At 60.6% G+C, this 15,444-nt stretch carries 17 protein-coding genes; 6 read left to right on the top strand and 11 right to left on the bottom strand.

Annotated elements, in window-relative coordinates; all coding sequences use genetic code 11:
* Nucleotides 1-116: 116 nt before the first annotated feature.
* Complete coding sequence (locus tag Enr8_RS01055; protein ID WP_146428766.1) at nucleotides 117-524, top strand: 2Fe-2S iron-sulfur cluster-binding protein; 408 nt, start codon at nucleotides 117-119, stop codon at nucleotides 522-524.
* A 17-nt stretch (nucleotides 525-541) separates the two neighbouring features.
* Nucleotides 542-895, top strand: a complete 354-nt coding sequence (locus Enr8_RS01060) for a P-II family nitrogen regulator (protein ID WP_146428767.1) — start codon at nucleotides 542-544, stop codon at nucleotides 893-895.
* Between the two features lie 8 nt (nucleotides 896-903).
* Here the strand turns inward: Enr8_RS01060 and Enr8_RS01065 are convergent, their stop codons facing one another.
* The 3 genes from Enr8_RS01065 to Enr8_RS01075 all read right to left on the bottom strand — a co-directional run bounded on the left by Enr8_RS01065 (nucleotide 904) and on the right by Enr8_RS01075 (nucleotide 3,208).
* On the bottom strand, nucleotides 904-2,205 hold the full coding sequence (locus Enr8_RS01065; protein WP_186767363.1) for a sulfatase-like hydrolase/transferase: 1,302 nt from the start codon (nucleotides 2,203-2,205) through the stop codon (nucleotides 904-906).
* Between the two features lie 117 nt (nucleotides 2,206-2,322).
* Nucleotides 2,323-2,868 (bottom strand): NADAR family protein, encoded by a 546-nt coding sequence (locus Enr8_RS01070; protein WP_146428769.1) that lies wholly within the window; start codon nucleotides 2,866-2,868, stop codon nucleotides 2,323-2,325.
* An 82-nt stretch (nucleotides 2,869-2,950) separates the two neighbouring features.
* Nucleotides 2,951-3,208 carry a hypothetical protein gene (locus Enr8_RS01075; RefSeq protein ID WP_146428770.1) on the bottom strand — a complete coding sequence of 86 codons (258 nt, stop codon included), beginning with the start codon at nucleotides 3,206-3,208 and terminating at the stop codon, nucleotides 2,951-2,953.
* A gap of 189 nt (nucleotides 3,209-3,397) precedes the next feature.
* On the opposite strand from Enr8_RS01075, the gene Enr8_RS01080 reads away from it, so the two are divergent.
* The 3 genes from Enr8_RS01080 to Enr8_RS01090 all read left to right on the top strand — a co-directional run bounded on the left by Enr8_RS01080 (nucleotide 3,398) and on the right by Enr8_RS01090 (nucleotide 6,807).
* Nucleotides 3,398-4,708: an outer membrane protein assembly factor BamB family protein gene (locus Enr8_RS01080; RefSeq protein WP_146428771.1), complete on the top strand. Its 1,311-nt coding sequence runs from the start codon at nucleotides 3,398-3,400 to the stop codon at nucleotides 4,706-4,708.
* A gap of 11 nt (nucleotides 4,709-4,719) precedes the next feature.
* The gene (locus Enr8_RS01085) at nucleotides 4,720-5,094 is read left to right on the top strand and encodes an STAS domain-containing protein (protein ID WP_146428772.1); all 375 of its coding nucleotides are present in this window, start codon (nucleotides 4,720-4,722) and stop codon (nucleotides 5,092-5,094) included.
* A gap of 465 nt (nucleotides 5,095-5,559) precedes the next feature.
* The gene (locus tag Enr8_RS01090; RefSeq protein WP_146428773.1) at nucleotides 5,560-6,807 is read left to right on the top strand and encodes a cysteine desulfurase; all 1,248 of its coding nucleotides are present in this window, start codon (nucleotides 5,560-5,562) and stop codon (nucleotides 6,805-6,807) included.
* 210 nt (nucleotides 6,808-7,017) lie between these two features.
* Here the strand turns inward: Enr8_RS01090 and Enr8_RS01095 are convergent, their stop codons facing one another.
* Both Enr8_RS01095 and Enr8_RS01100 read right to left on the bottom strand, forming a co-directional pair.
* A complete protein-coding gene (locus Enr8_RS01095) occupies nucleotides 7,018-7,347 on the bottom strand; it encodes a TfoX/Sxy family protein (protein WP_146428774.1) in 330 nt (109 codons plus the stop codon).
* A 27-nt stretch (nucleotides 7,348-7,374) separates the two neighbouring features.
* On the bottom strand, nucleotides 7,375-7,872 hold the full coding sequence (locus tag Enr8_RS01100; RefSeq protein ID WP_146428775.1) for a DinB family protein: 498 nt from the start codon (nucleotides 7,870-7,872) through the stop codon (nucleotides 7,375-7,377).
* A gap of 160 nt (nucleotides 7,873-8,032) precedes the next feature.
* On the opposite strand from Enr8_RS01100, the gene Enr8_RS01105 reads away from it, so the two are divergent.
* Nucleotides 8,033-8,569: an SRPBCC family protein gene (locus tag Enr8_RS01105; protein WP_186767364.1), complete on the top strand. Its 537-nt coding sequence runs from the start codon at nucleotides 8,033-8,035 to the stop codon at nucleotides 8,567-8,569.
* A gap of 25 nt (nucleotides 8,570-8,594) precedes the next feature.
* On the opposite strand, the gene Enr8_RS01110 is transcribed toward Enr8_RS01105, so the two are convergent.
* From Enr8_RS01110 to Enr8_RS01135, 6 genes are all read right to left on the bottom strand, one after another.
* Nucleotides 8,595-9,935, bottom strand: coding sequence for a GNAT family N-acetyltransferase (locus Enr8_RS01110; protein WP_146428777.1), 1,341 nt, complete (start codon nucleotides 9,933-9,935; stop codon nucleotides 8,595-8,597).
* 61 nt (nucleotides 9,936-9,996) lie between these two features.
* Nucleotides 9,997-11,586 (bottom strand): hypothetical protein, encoded by a 1,590-nt coding sequence (locus Enr8_RS01115; protein WP_146428778.1) that lies wholly within the window; start codon nucleotides 11,584-11,586, stop codon nucleotides 9,997-9,999.
* 31 nt (nucleotides 11,587-11,617) lie between these two features.
* Entirely contained in the window at nucleotides 11,618-12,355 is a 738-nt protein-coding gene (locus Enr8_RS01120) for a glycosyltransferase family 2 protein (protein WP_146428779.1), read from the bottom strand.
* A gap of 260 nt (nucleotides 12,356-12,615) precedes the next feature.
* Nucleotides 12,616-13,428: a Nif3-like dinuclear metal center hexameric protein gene (locus tag Enr8_RS01125; protein ID WP_146428780.1), complete on the bottom strand. Its 813-nt coding sequence runs from the start codon at nucleotides 13,426-13,428 to the stop codon at nucleotides 12,616-12,618.
* A gap of 63 nt (nucleotides 13,429-13,491) precedes the next feature.
* Entirely contained in the window at nucleotides 13,492-14,499 is a 1,008-nt protein-coding gene (locus tag Enr8_RS01130; protein ID WP_146428781.1) for a hypothetical protein, read from the bottom strand.
* Nucleotides 14,500-14,582: 83 nt separating this feature from the next.
* On the bottom strand, nucleotides 14,583-15,443 hold the full coding sequence (locus tag Enr8_RS01135) for a hypothetical protein (RefSeq protein WP_146428782.1): 861 nt from the start codon (nucleotides 15,441-15,443) through the stop codon (nucleotides 14,583-14,585).
* Between the last annotated feature and the right edge of the window lies 1 nt (nucleotide 15,444).

Consider the following 15,444-nt stretch of genomic DNA (forward strand, 5'->3'; position numbering starts at 1 on the left):
ATCTCTGGGGGGAGAAAAACGCCGGCAACTTCCACTTAACGATCTGGGCGGTCGATGTTATCTTTGAGAGCCTCGGAAGCCGCAATCTTTTCACCTACCATCGGTCGCGGTCGCTTATGCCCATCGTCAAGTTCCTCAAAGAGAACGCCCAGGTGGAGGTCCCCCAAGGGGCGAATCTTCGTCAGGCGGCGATTTCTGCAGGCGTCAACGTCCATCAAGGGCTCAACGGGATCGGCGCCGGGGTCAACAAGGTTCTCAATTGCCACGGTTTGGGGCAATGCGGAACTTGTCGCCTCTTGATCACCAAGGGGATTGAAAACGCCAGCCCGATGCGCATGATGGAGATAGTAAAGTTTACGGTTCCGGTAGGGCCGTTGTTGCCGATTCCCGATCCAATCGCCTGTCTCGCCTATGTGGGCAACGAAGAGACGATGCGGCTTGCCTGTCAGACCAAGGTGTTGGGAGACATGGAAGTGGAGACGGGGCCCGAGTTGAATCTCTTCGGCGAAAACCTCTTTAGCTAACGTCGCCGAGTCAACGCGTGAAACAAGTCATCGCTATCGTCAAGCCTTATCTGGCCGAAAAGGTCTTGGAAGAGTTGAGCCGCGCGCCGATTGAAGCGCTCAACGTCCGCGAAGTAAAAGGCTTCGGCCGACAGAAGAGCTACCTCGACGAATACAGCGATAGCGAATATGGCCAGACCTTTCTGCCCAAAGTCGAGATCACGATCTGGCTGGACGACTACCGCGCGGAAGAGACGGTCCGCCGCATCGTCCAGGTCGCCCGTAGCGGCCGGATGGGGGACGGCAAGATCTTCGTCCTGCCGGCGATGAATGTCGGCGAAGCGATCGATATTAGCGCAGCGCCGGTTGGCGGCGGCAAAAAGAAGAAGTAGGGCGGGCGCTACGGCGTCTTGCTAAAAGTCGCCGCCTCTTTCAGCGCCGACTTCAGTTGTGCGTGCGACGCTTTCGCTGCCGGGCTTGAATCGGGCGAGATCGCGGCGGCAGGCTTTAGGCCGTACTCAACAATCGGTCGCAGCTTCCCCTGGTTGTTCAGGATGAACAGATCATTGCGGACATGCCGCTGCTGTTCCTTCTGGACGTGAATCCACGATCTGGGCGTCCCACTCTCGCCCCGTAACTGCGCCGCAAAGCTGACGCCGTTGATCGGGTTGGGGGATTGCTGGGCGCCGGTCAGTTCGACCAGCGTTGGCAGCAGATCGGACAAGTCGACCAGGTTGTTGTTGACGCGGTCTGGTTTCACGTGACCGGGCCAACTGACGATCAGCGGGACGCGAGTACCGGTGTCGGTCATGTGCGACTTGCCCCCGGGGATGCGGCGCTGGACCATGCCGTCGGTCCAATTGGTAAACAGCCGCTGATCGGTTCCATTGTCGGCGACGAAGATCAGGATCGTATCGTCGCGCAGACCAAGTCGGTCGAGCGTCTGCTCGACTTGGCCCACCTGTTTGTCGAGATAGCTGACCATGTCGGTCATGTATTTCGGGTCGCCATCTCCCTTTCCGGCGCTCAGCGCGTCTTCGCTGTCGGGCGTCGGTTCCCACGGCCAATGCGGCAGCAAACAGGCATAGTAGACGAAGAAGGGCTCGTCCTGATGACGCTCAATAAAGTCGGTGACGAACGCCAGGTTCTCATCGGGGCCATAGCCGCCGGGCGTCGAAACGACCTTGCCGTTTTGCCGCATCGTGGGGTTGGCGTAACGCGAGGTCTTCTGGCCGCCGTTGAAGATCTGCCAGGCCTGGTACTCGTCAAAGCCATGGGCGGCGATCGTGTCGCGCTCTTCCAAAAAAGAGAGCTGCCACTTACCGGCCATCGCGGTCGCGTAACCAGAGGCTTGCAGCAGCTTTGCGAGCGAGGTTTCTTTGGCCGGATCGAGAAACTCCCGATGCCGATCGGGCAGGTAGATGACGCGAGGAATCCCGTTGTGCAGTGGATACCGCCCGGTCAGCAATTGGGCGCGAGAAGGGGAGCAATACGGATCGGCAAAACAATGCGTAAACCGCATCCCGCTCTTCGCCAGACGATCGATGTTGGGCGTCTTGTAGGAGATCCCGCCGTACGACTCAACGCATTCGATCCCCAGGTCATCGGCCAGAAAGAGGACGATGTTGGGTCGGTCGTCAGCCGCCGCGACCGACGAAACGGCGCAGCAAACGAATAGGCACAGTAGCGAGACGCGAATCATGATCGGTGGGGCTCCATCAAGATCTAGCGGGCGAAAGGGTAGATCTATCGTAGCCCGAGGCGCGAGCCGAGGGAATGTGCGGGACAACTCCATCGCACCAGCGAATCGCCAACGATCCTAGCCCTGCAGCGCTTCCCGCACATCCATCAACACAAACCCCAGCAAATTTTGCCCCTCCCAGGTCTGGGGGTGAGCCGCTTTCGGATCGGTCCCCTTCAGGCCGATGCCCCAGATCCGATCGTACGGGCTCGCTTCGACCAGCACCTGATCGCCAGTCGCCAGCAGGAACTCTTTCAGCGGTTGGTTCTGGCTGAACTTGGCCAGGTTCCCCTCGGTGACCAGCCGCCGCGCCTCGGCGGTCCAGACTTTGTCGTCAAAGTTACGTACCTTGCGACCCAAGGCCTTCGCCTGTCTGGGCGTGTCCGAGTAGATGATCTTCAGCGCCATTTCGGCGTCGTCAAACAGGCGGGCCTTGGCCGCCATCATCCAGTGCTCAGCCGTCGGGTAAAGTTGGCCATCGATCGTGAAGGGGACCTCATACCATTGGCTGAAGCAACTCTTGTAGATCGAGCCGTCTTTGGAGGGCTGATGTCCCCAGAACATCAGGTAGTCAAACGTCTCGCCGGCGGCGCAGCGCTGGCGCAAAGAATTTAGATCGAGCATCGAGTCAGTCCCGTTGGTGGATTGCGGCGTACGGGAGGAGAGGAAAGGGTCGGAGAAAAGGTTCGCCAGAAGGGGGCGAAGGTTATTTTTCGCCCAGGGCCGCTTTGATGATTTCTTCGATATCGAAATCGCCCAGATCAATCGAGTCCATAACCGAGTCGATCATGACCCCTTCGTCGATTTGATGGAGTTCGGCCAGAATCAGCGCGATTTCTTCGTCGCTATGGCCGCGGCCGCGGAGATATTCAGTCAGTTCCGGATATTGATCCAGTTCGCTCATCTTGTTTGTCGCCGGTTTGCGGTACGGTTTCACTTTCCGACGGTACTTGTGAGCGGCCAAGCGGACCTCTTACAAGCCCATTCGGACCATTTACAAGCATAGAACATCCGTTGCCGGAGGAACAATCGGTCTCGCCTGATTCTACCTCAGAGAGCTCGGATTTGCTCGATTTCGCCGCTTGCAGGTGATAAGTTAATAACGTGAGCCCTGCCATAACGTTGCCTACCGTATTTGTTGGAGACGCCCCAGATGTTGTATCGTCCAATCGGGTTGGCCATACTGCTGATCGTCGCAGTCATGACCGATTTTGCCGTTGGCGACGACTGGCGCGCTTGGCGCGGCGGTCGCGGTGATGGCGTCAGCCAGGAGACTGACGTTCCGCTAACCTGGAGCGAATCGGAAAACATTCGCTGGAAAGCGGAGCTTCCTGGTTGGGGCGGTTCTACGCCGGTCATCCAAGATGCTGGATTAATTATTACTTGCCAGGATGAGAATGGGGCCCTTTTTTTACAGCTGTTTGACAAAAACTACGGAAGTCCGCTTCGCAAGATAAAAGTGGGAACTGGCGACGTACCGCGCACATCACCGAAGCGTTTGCGTCAAAAATTTCATAACCTGCACAATCTCGCCTCTCCATCGCCAACAGTTCATCACAAATCGATCGCCGTCCACTTCGGAAATGGCGTTTTGGCGGTTTACGATTTTGAGGGGAATCGCCGCTGGGAGCGAAATCTCCAAGAAGAATATGGCGCCTACACGGTCTGGTGGGGACACGCCAACAGCCCGCTGATCGTCGATGGAAAGGTGATTTCGGTCTGCATGCAAGACTCACTGTCCGACCTGAAAGACCAGAAGCCGGTCGAAAGCTACCTGGTCGCCCACGATCTGATGACCGGCGATTTGGTCTGGAAAACGGAACGGATGACCGGCGCTCCGGCCGAGCAGGCCGACGCCTACACCACGCCCTTGGTTCGTCAGCGGAACGGCCAGACCGAACTGATCGTTATGGGGGGCAATCAGCTAGACGCCTACGATGCCCAGACCGGTAAGCAGATCTGGTATCTCCCGGGACTGGAAGGAGGCCGCACCGTCACCGGCCCGACCGCCGACGATAAGCGGATCTATTGCACCCGGGGGATGCGCGGTCCGCTGCTGGCGGTCGACCTGAAACAGGTCACCACCGGTCAGGTTCCGGAATCAGCGATCGTCTGGGAAGAAAAGCAGTCGACGCCGGACACGCCGTGCCCGGTGGTGGTCGATGATTTGCTGTTTACGGTCACCGATGACGGCATCGCGGTCTGTCGCGAAACGGCGACCGGCGAGGTAGTATGGAAGGAACGGTTGGGAGGCAAGTTCAAGGCGTCTCCCGTGGCGGTCAATGGACGGGTCTACTTCTTGAATACCGAAGGGCTGTGCAGCGTGTTAGCGGCCGATCGCGAGTTCCAGAAGTTGGCCGAAAACAAGTTGGACGACGAGACGATCGCATCGCCGGCGATTTCCGATGGCTGCATCTACATCCGCGGCCGCAAGAATTTGTATTGCATCGGCAAAGCGCCATAAGGGATATCCACGTGAACGAAAGCACATTGATGTTGTCCTCTCGCGAAGGGGACGTCGTAAAGGTCAAGCTCTTGCCGGTGGAGCTGCGCACGCCGGAAGATTGCTACGATCTGCGGAACGAAATGATCGCCGCGTCGGACGGCTGCCGCGTCGTGCTGATTAACTTCGAGAACGTTACGTTCATGAGTAGCGTCGGTCTCCTCTCCTTCCTCGGCCTCCGCCGAGCCGTCGCCGACCACGAAGTGCGGATCATCTTCTACAATCTCTGCGAGAACCTCAGCGCGATGTTGTCGCTTTGCCGATTGATCTCCGACTCGCCCCACGCCAAGGCGCCCTTCGAGACCGCCGACAACGAAGCCGCCGCCATAGCCCTAGCAGTCCGTTGATTTTCTCGACGGACTGCGTGATCGCATGGATGCGAGCCGCGAAGAGCTACGCTCTGAGCCTGGCGAGGTTGGAAAATGCCACAAGGGCATTTTCCAACAGGCAGCTAGCGACGTAAGCGGCGCAGGGCCGGCGTCGTTCTGCCGTAGGGTGGCTGCAGCAAGCGGAGAGAATCTAGCCATGCCATCCTCAAAAAAGATCATTCGCTTGCGCAACCCACCTTGGATCGCGCTGCCTGAAGGTGGGTTGCGCAAGCGATTCAGGCGTCCGCTGATTGGATCGATTTCCGCGCTTGCTCCACCCACTCTACGTTTCGGCCGCGTCGACCCTTCTTCAGCTCCAGGCGCCGAGTTGTCTATTTCCCTTTCGGCTCTTAAAATCATAAAGTGATGCGAAAAAGCGAGCCCTCTGTCAAAATAGGGGGAATCTGGCTCGAAGTGAGCCAATAGTAACAAGTTAGGAACGCCATGACGGTTGCCTCCCAGCAAACCGAGAAGCTTGACATCGACGCTATCCGGGCTGATTTTCCGATCCTGCACCAACAAGTGCATGAAAAACCGCTGGTTTATCTCGATAACGCCGCCTCGTCACAGAAACCGCGTCAGGTGCTCGACGCGCTGCGGGAGGTCGACGAGCGTTATTACGCCAACGTCCACCGAGGCGGCCACCAACTGAGCAACGAGGCGACGTCGCTGTACGAAGAATCGCGGGAAGCGGCTCGGCGGTTCCTGGGGGCTCGGTCGACCAAGGAGGTGATCTTCACCTATGGGACGACCTCATCGATCAACACCGTCGCCCATGCTTGGGGCGGGGCCAACCTGTCGGCCGGCGATGAGATCCTGCTGACCGAGATGGAGCATCACTCCAATCTCGTTCCGTGGCAACAAATCGCGCAGCGGACCGGCGCCAAGATCAAGGCGCTGCCGGTCACGCCCGATGGACTGCTCGACCTCGACCAACTGCCGAACCTACTGAGCGAACGAACCAAGATCGTCGCCTTCTCGGCCGCGTCCAACGTGCTGGGGACGATCAATCCGGTCGAAGAGATCGTTCGCCAGGCGCATGGGGTTGGGGCACTCACCTTGGTCGACGCCGCTCAGGCCGCACCGCATAAGCCAATCGACGTGACGGAGTGGGACGCGGACTTCGTCGCCCTCAGCGCACACAAGATGGTCGGCCCCTCGGGCGTCGGCATCTTGTACGGCAAACAAGCGTTGCTGGAAGCGATGCCCCCATTCCTGGGCGGCGGCAGCATGATTGATACCGTCACGATCGATAGCTTTACCCCAGCGCTGCTGCCGGCGAAGTTTGAAGCCGGCACGCCGCCAATCACCGGTGCGATCGCTTTTAAAGCGGCGATCGAGTATCTAGAGCAAATCGGCCTAAGCAACATCCTGGCGCACGAACAAATGCTGGCCGAGCATGCGCATCAGCTGATGGCCGACATTCCTGGTTTGAAGATCCTCGGCCCTGATCCGCAGCAGAAGGCAGGCATCGTCAGCTTTACCGTCGACGGCGTCAGTCCCAGCGATATCGGCATGATGATCGACACCGCCGGCGTGGCGATCCGGGCAGGCCATCACTGCGCCATGCCGCTGCATGCCAAGTTCGGCATTGCGTCGAGCGCCCGGGCAAGCTTCTACGTCTACAACACGCGGGAAGAGGTGGAGACGTTCGTGACGGCGCTTCGCAAAGTGCTGATGATCTTGGGGTAATCGATTTCCAGGTTAGCCGCGAAAGCTCCGCTTTCGCGGCGGCGCAGCCGCAGGAAGCATCTATTTGAGGTCGGAAGAATCGCGAAGGCTTCGATCTCGCATAAGCTAGGACGACCGCCGTTGTATCGCACGCCGCGGGCTGATGCTTCCTGCCAACTTCGTCGGCCCCGAAAGCACAGCTTTCGCGGCTAACCAGTCGCCGGGCGCTAGTCACGTCTTCGGCAGCGTCTGCACAAACTTAAAGGCCCGGTCGGTCCAATCTTTGACGGCTTCGAAATGGACGAGCCCTGGCTCTTCGACCACGACCCAGCCCCGCATCGGGCGCCCGGTGAAGTCGAACTCGCGGACGTTCTCCTCCTGAAGCGCCTCTTCATAGGCGTCGAGTCCAACGCGGACCATTAGGCGATCGCGCGAGACGCCGACGACCATGTTGCCGTGATGCAAGAACGCGATCCCGCCGAACATCTTCTTTTCGGTGATGCCGCGGCGGCGCTGCAAGAGTCCGCGAACGCGCGACGCGAGTTGTTCGTCATACGGCATGGATTCCCCTTTTTGCGCCGGCGGCGTCTAACGAAAGATCGGTTTGCGGCCGAGCGCTTTGCGAATGTCGCAGAGCTGCCCGCGATGATTCCACCAATGGCTGACCAAGATCGACAGGCCAACCGCCCGATTCTTGAAGATGTCTGACTGGCCCTCGGGCGGTGATAGGCAAGGGGAATCGAGATCGTCGTCCTGTTGCGTGCCGAGCCAGGCCAACGTCCGATCCCGGGCCGGGCGGAAGTTGGTAGCGACTTCGTCCCAGCTGGGGTAGTAGTCGGGATCTTCCTGCGGTTGGCTGCCGGGGCCAAAGATCGGAGCCCAAGCGTCAAGCTCATTCGGAACGTCGAGCAGGTACTGCCGTGCGACCAGCCCTTCGCAAAAGGTGAGGTGTCCGAAAATCCAGAGAGCATGATTGCCGCCGGGGGACGCTGCAGCGAGGGGAGTCTCGCGGAGATCCTCGAAAATCGGCATCGTCAAGGTTTCGGTCAGTTCGATGCTGTTGCGAAGAAGATCGACGGCTCGCATAGGTTGTGGGCTCTGGAGAGGAGAAACAAGGGAGATTGCCGCTGACGATACGGCAGCAAGCTACTATCATCTCACAATCGCGGAGGGGAAAAAAGCTGATAAGCCGCTTGGATTTTCGCGCAATCCAGAAGAGAATCGCCGACTAGAAACGAGCCGCCTGATGAAACTCGCCATTCGCAGCCTGATCGCCTTGTTGGTGTTGATCGCCATCCCGTTCTTTGTTGCGCTCTTCACGGCCCGCGAGATTACGGTGACGCGGCAGATTGTGATTGATCGTCCCAAGTCGGAGGTTTTCGACTACATCAAGCTGCTGCGCAACCAAGAGAGGTTCAGCCTCTGGGGAACGCTCCCCGGCGAGCGGGAGGTGATGATCACAGGAGAAGATGGCGAGCAGGGCGCCGTGATTGCCTGGAAGAGCGACGACGCCAACATCGGCGCCGGCGAGCAGGAGATCACCGGCATCAAGCCGACCTCACGAGTCGACTTCTTGATTAGCTACAGCAAGCCATACCAGATGACCGACTCGGCCTACATGCAGACCGACGATATCTACGACGACCAAACGCAGGTCACCTCGACCTACATCACGACGATGAACTACCCGACGAACCTGTTTCTGGTCTTCGCCAAAGAGATGATCGGCGACCAGGTCGAGATCAGCCTCGAACGACTGAAACGGAATCTGGAAGAGCAATAGGAATTAAATCTTGGCCTGGCGCCACCTAAATGGCCGAGGCGTCTTCTAGCGGCGGGAACCACAGTGGCAGCATCTTCAGAGCCGCGCTGGCGGCGTCGGTCGCCATCTTGGTCGACGCGAACAGATCACCGCGCTCCAGCGCTTGCGGCACATTCAGATCGCCGCACAGAAAACGAACCAAGTTGTTTTGCGTCAGGCGAATGAAGCTGCGGCCCAGCTTGCCGTCGCTCAGCGAACCGCTCCGCTCGGTGAAGTGGAGCGAGTGCTTTTCCCCTTCGACATGCAGACCAAGATCGCACGGCAGCGGATAGCCGACTTTGGCCAGGTTGGCCCGGAATCGCTCGGCATGCTCGGCCAGCGTTTGCAGCGGATGACGCCAACGAACCATCACAGTGGTATTGGAGAGAGGACGCTGCGGCGGCGCGGCGCTGCGAACGGCGCGGTGCAGCGGGTCAGCGGCCGGGGCGTGATAGTAAATGATTCGTTGATCCCGTTCCATGGCGTCGCCGCAGATCCGCCGCAGCAGTTCGGCCGAAACGTCTTCGCGGCCCGGAGCGGCGACCGTTTCCAGGATTTGCCCGCCCCCGGTCATCGCATAACCGACGATCCGCGAGTCGTCGTCGAGCGCCAGCTTGTTGCCGCCGTCGATCGCCACGTAGAGTTGTTGAAAGCCGCGACGATCGAGCAGCCACCGCCACTGCTCACGCGTCCGGACCGACGCGCCCAGCAGATCGGCAAAGCGGCGCTCGTACAGCGACGTCAGTCCAGCGAATTCTACTTGGCGATAAAGGCGAATTGAAAGCCGCGTCGGTTCGCTTGGCTCGTCTTCCCAATTGCGAGTCGGCCGGGGCCGCTGCATGCTGGCCAAAACCTGTGCGGGGTCGCCATGGCTGCGGGTCTGCGGCGACAGCGCCGTCCAGCCGCGTCGCGCCAGGAATTCAGCCGAGTCGGCCCGGTAGACGGCGCATTCGGCGCCGCATCGCTGTAGTTCTGCGTCAACTTCGGCCAATAGCTGGGTGGCGATTCCGCGGCCGCGAAACTCGGGCGCGGTCGCTAGTTCGTCGACATGCAGCGTCGTGGCGATCCGGTCGGCGAAGCGGGTCTTACGGCGGATCACCCGGACGTGCCCGACGATCTGCCCATCCGCTTTGCAGACGATGCGTTGGCCGGGGTCGTAACCAGGCCGCTCTTGTTCGATATGGAATTCGTTTTCGCTAGGACGCAGCAAGGCGCGCTGCATCATCTCGAAGATCGGAAAGGAGTCTCCTTGCGTCGCGCGGCTGATGACAAGCGTCGACGTACGAGCGGAGCGACCACCAAGAGTTTGGATCGACTTCGTAAGAGGCGAGGTATGAACCGCGCACATGGGCCGGACTCCCTTCAAGCAACGGACAATTCCCTTTGTTCAGCTCACGCTTTCCATTAACTTAAGGGGCGGCGGCGCTCAGGTCCAGTAGCAAAGTTCGCAAACTTTTTTCGGGGAAGAGGCAAAAGGGATACTCGCGAGAGAACGCGATCGTGTCGTTGCGCACCGCGCGTTTGCTTTGCGAAAGCTCTTTCGCAAGCGCCGCGCGCTGCTGTTCGACGGCCGGCTGCAGCGCGCTGTTGATCCCCTCTAGCGCGCGGTGTCGCTCGGCCAATTGCGGCGACCCGTCCTCGGCCAACCACCGTTGTTTTTCTGCGACAAGCTGGGCAATTTCGGCCGGCTGCTGGCCAGCGCCCAGATGACGGTCAGGATTGAACCGCAAATCGCGCATTGTGCGCGCGATCTGCGCCACGTCGTCTGCGTCGGTTCGCGTGCGAGCAATCGGCAGGTGAACGGTCGCCGTCGCCGCGACGATTGGCGGTGGGTTCACGCCAAAGAACCGAGCCACAATCAGGTCTGTTACCTGATCGTATTTGGCCCCGCCGATCCCATGAATGAACAGATCGGAAAGCGCCAGCCGGGCATACATGGTGGTCAGCAATGCGCGCGGCCGCAATGTCACCTTGGACTGTAGCGCAGTCAGGGCCGAAATCGCCCCGTCGACATCGGTCGGAATTTTTAAATCGACATCGCCCCGATCGGTCAAACGCAAGCCTGACGAAGTCGCCGCGACGAACAGACCGCGCCGCTGCGGGTTTGCCTTCGTCCAGATCCAAAGGGGCGTTTCGACCAAGTCGCCCGCTTGCTCAAGATGGGGCGCCGGGTGATTGGCGCTCCGAATCTTGTGCAGCTGGCGGTACTCGTCGATCGCACCGTTATAAACCGCGCGAAAGGAGGGCGCATCCTGCCACAACCGTAGGGCGAACCGTAGGAACGACTCGGTGCTGTAAACCTGGCTCAGCGGAACTTCCAGCGTTTGCAGGCCCCAATCGGCCTCTAACTGATGCCGGGCCTGGGCGAAACAGCGGCCGATGTTGTCGGTCGACTCGGCCGCCGCCAACACCTGGGGCCACAGCGTTTCGATCAGGGGCTGATCGACCAAGGGGCGAATCGCCGCGGCGGCTGCGGCGCCAAACTGGGCGAACGTATCGCGGTTAAGAATCGTCCGCTCTTCCCAGGCGATCGGCGGCGACGCATCGTCAAACGGAATACGGCGCTGGCTCCAGGCGCCGTCGGCGTCGACCTCGGGCAATGCGATCGCCGGGCTGGCGACAATGTCGTTGTCGACGATCAGGTTGATCGGCGTCGCTTCGGCGCCCTGGCTGACCGAGTGCAGCAGGAAGTTCTTGAACCAGACGCCGGGGTGAAACAGGCCCGGCTGATGCCCCGCCATGACGATCGGGGCGTCGCTGTCCGGCAGGTCGAACTTCGGACGATAGGCGAACGTGTAACCGCTGGCGAGCGCGATCAGTTCGCGTCGCGCTTGTTGCGACAGCTCGGCGAGCGAGAGGCCGCAGACGTCGATTGCTGCGGCGTCCGTTCGGATGGACGTGAGCAGTGCGATCGCTTCGGCGGCGGTCGGATCGATCAAGGCCGAGCCGCTGGTCCGCGGGGCGCGAAGCGGGCGATACTCGAGTTCGGCAGGCGTCATTCTTCGTGCGGGTTGGAGGATTCGTAGAAGGTTAGCCCCCCAGCGAAATCGCCGCGTCTCCCACGCCGCATTCGCCGCGAGCCATCGTCCGGTCGAGCACCAAGTGATAATAGTTCAACCGCGTCGTACCATCGTCGAGCGCGCCGCCGAACGAACGCTTTTCGTCCAGGTAAACCAGCGGCACCGGCAACTCAATCACGCTGAGCCCAGCGCGAGCCGCTTCGACCCACAGCTCCAGCGGCATGGCGTAGCCAAACTCAGTCACCGGCAGTTGGCTGATGGCGTCGACGCGATACGCTTTGAAGCCGCAAAAGGCGTCGGTCAGCTGATAGCCGAGCCGCTGATTGATTTCGGCGGTCAGCAACTGGTTGATCCAGCGACGCTCGGCCGGCGGTTCGCTGTCCCCTTCGTATTGTTTCAGATAGCGGCTTCCCGAAACGATGTCGACATTTTGGCAAGCGGCGACAAATCGCGGAATCCGTTGCGGCTCGTGCTGCCCATCGCAGTCGATGGTGACGATGATGTCGTAGTTCTCGGCCGCCGCGTAGTCGAACGCCGTCTTCAGCGCCGCGCCGTATCCTCGGTTCTTGGCGTGGGTGACGACCTGAATATCGCTACGCTCGGCCAACAGCTCGGCGGTTCCGTCGGACGAACCGTCGTCGACCACCAGAATATCGCTGCTGTACCGGGCAACTTCGTCCAGAACCGAGTGGACGGTTCCACGTTCGTTAAACACCGGCAGCGCGGTCAGAGCACGAGGCGACTTCATCGTTGCTTCCATCAACAGCAGGGACCGAAAATCAAACAACCCATGCTACGCTGCAAGCCATGGATAAGCAACGCTTTGGGGGCAGCGGCGGCAATCCGTAACATGTTATCCAACCGGAAGATACCGCCCGCTGAGCGGATCTTTCCCCTTTCGATGCCGCAGGCCCGCCAGGGTTGCAAACGAGGGCCAAGAAAGCAGAAAACCCCCGAAGAAGTTGGGGAAATCGTTGCAGACTTCTCTAGGTATCCGCTTCGAGTCGCTTACTTAAGCAGCGTAATCGGATCAGTCTCCCGCTCGCTGGCCCAGCATTTCAGATCGGGGAAGTCGGTCGTCAGTTGGTCGGCCAGGGTTTCCAGGGCGAAGCGTTCGCTGGCGTAATGGCCGACCAGCACTAGGGCGACGCCTTGCGCTTTCGCTTCGAGCGAGGTGTGGAAGTTGGTTTCGCCCAGCAGCAGACAATCGCAGCCGAGCCTGATCGCCGTGCCGAGAAACTCGCCGGCGGCGCCGCAGGCGACCGCTGGTTGGGCGACCGATTGCTGGGGATCGCCGACAGCCTGAACGTAGTCGATCTGCAGGAACTCGCGGACCACGCCGGCAAACTGAGCCAGCGTCAGCGGAGCGGCCAGCTTGCCGTAGCGCCCAGCGCCCAGCGGGGCCATCGCCGGATTGTCGGCCGGCTTGAGCGGCGTGATCTCGGCAAAGCCAAGCCCGGCGGCCAGCTGCTGATTGATGCCGGCGGCGGCCGAGTCGAACGCCGTGTGCGGGCTATAGATCGCCACGCCGGCGGTGATCAGGCGAAGCAGCATTCGCCCCACCGTATCGTCGGCCGTAATTCGCTTGACCGCGCGAAAAGGAAGGGGATGATGAGCGACAATCATCTGGGCGCCTTGAGAGAGCGCCTCGTCCACCACTTCCGGCGTAATCGTCAGGCAGGTCATCAAATGACTGACCGGCGCCGCGCGATCGCCGACCAAAAGGCCGACGTTGTCCCAAGATTCCGCCAAGGCGGTCGGGGCGAACTGATCAAGGAAGCGGCAGATTTGATCGACGGTAAGCGAGGTGGAACTGGTCATGCGGGGGACGTTTCGTGAAAGGCGTTCGTCGGACGCCTGTATCGTAACACGAAACGCGAACGGCTACTTCCCGAGCGGCGTGACCCAGATCATGGCATGTCCCGCTTCGTCGACCTTGATCTCTAGCGTCAGCTTCGCCTGAAAGAGAATTGTGTCGAGCAACTTCTTGTAGAAGGTCCGCCGCGCGGGGAATTTGACGTTTTCGGTTGCGATATCAATTCGTTTGGCGGTGATGCCGTTGTGATCCCACAAGAGCGGCAGTTTCACCCGGGCGGCGATCGCTTCGGTCGCTTCCTGCACCGGGATGTCGGCGATCTCGACTTCCAGGTATTGGAACATCGTCGGCGCGACTTGGCCGGGATTGCCGTCTGGCGCCCAACCGACTGGCCATGGCTTTTTGGCGTCGCGGGCGTCGACGATATGCAATTCGACCTGGCCGCCGGCCTTGCGGCGCGGAACCATCGCCAAGCCCAACGGACGAACCATCGCCGCGACGGCGGTTCCGCAGCTGACCAGTTCCAATTCGTCAAGCACTTCGCCTTGTCGCATGCGGGCGACGACGCTGGGCGCGGCGCGGAACTCGATGTTGATCCGCTGATTGATCCGCTGCATCGTTTCAAACGCGGTCGTCCCTTTCGTTTTGGCGCCGACTGGCGGGGCCAGCTTGTCGAACAGGGCGATGAACTCTTTTGACGTCAGGCCGAAGACGCTCTCGTGGCGCTGCAGCTCTTGCTTGCCGCCGGCCCGCACTTTGGCGAGCCAGGCCCGCATCCCGGCGACGTCGTTGATGCGAAATTGTCCGCCGGGGGTGATCAGCACTTCGCGGGGCGTGAGCAGCGCCACGACGTGGTAGTTGCCGGCGCCTTTGTCGTTGACCGCGGTCGCATCGCCGCTGACGCCAGCGCGGAGACGAACGTCATCGAAGCCGGCCGACTGCAGCGCTTGAACCCATTTATGCGTCGACGTGACGGCGACCCCTTTTTCGGTCGCGACCTCCAGCGTGACGCGGCCCGCTTGGGCGACGTGCGCGGAGCCGAGCAGGACGAGAATCGTCAATACAATGCGAAACATCGGCATATCCAGCGAAAATAGCGAAGCGATACTGCCGAATTGTAGCACGCCGCGGCGCCATGACCGACGATTTTGTCAGGCCGTTACAGTTCGCTCAGCGAGTCCCATTCGGCCCAGATCGCCAGTCCAACCGCCACGCCGCAGACAATCGCGGGAACCAAGATCCGCAGCAGCACGCCGACGAAACCGGGCCGATCGGCAATTGGCTTTGCCTGTGACAGCCAGAGCGCCAGCGGCGCGAGCGGGGGCAGAGCATAAGCGAGCAGCGGCACGTCGCTGAATGATTGCGACTTGGCGACCAGCAAGTAGCCCGCCGACAGCACCGTCGCCGGAAGCGCGGCGCCGGCGAAGGTTGGTTTGTCTTTGAAGAAGGTCGCTACCAGGGCGATGCCCACCGCCGCCGCCATGCCGATCGCTTCGATCTGCATCAGTGTGGCGGTGCCGGAGAGGAAGACGATCAGGACGCCGGCGGCAATCGACGCGGCGACGACCGCCGGAAGCAGCGGTCCCGTCAGCCGACGAGCCAACAGGTCAATCGCCAGGGCGATCAGCATCACGTAGATCGGCCAACCGATCAAAAGGCTCATGCGGGATGGTTCCAGATCGTCGTACGTGGGTGCGACAAACCAGGCGATCACCCAGGCAGTCGCTCCGTACAGCAGCGCCCGCTCTAGCAGCGAAACTCCCTCGGCGGCCGAAATAGATCCGACGAGCGCGGCCAGCGCTAATGCATAGGGCATCCAGTGCCAATGCTGGGTCGGCTGCCATGGCGCCAGATTCATCAGCGCAGAGCCAGCGGCGAAACCGACGACCAGCGCCAGGCTCGCCGGCCAGCGCTCTCGGATTTTCTCCGAGAGAAACCGGCTGGCGATCCAATAGCAGACGGCGGCGACTAATAGCGGCGTCGCCAATCCGTACAGCGCTTCTTGAGGCGTAATCGGCACG

It is taken from the genome of Blastopirellula retiformator (assembly GCF_007859755.1).
Taxonomy (GTDB): domain Bacteria; phylum Planctomycetota; class Planctomycetia; order Pirellulales; family Pirellulaceae; genus Blastopirellula; species Blastopirellula retiformator.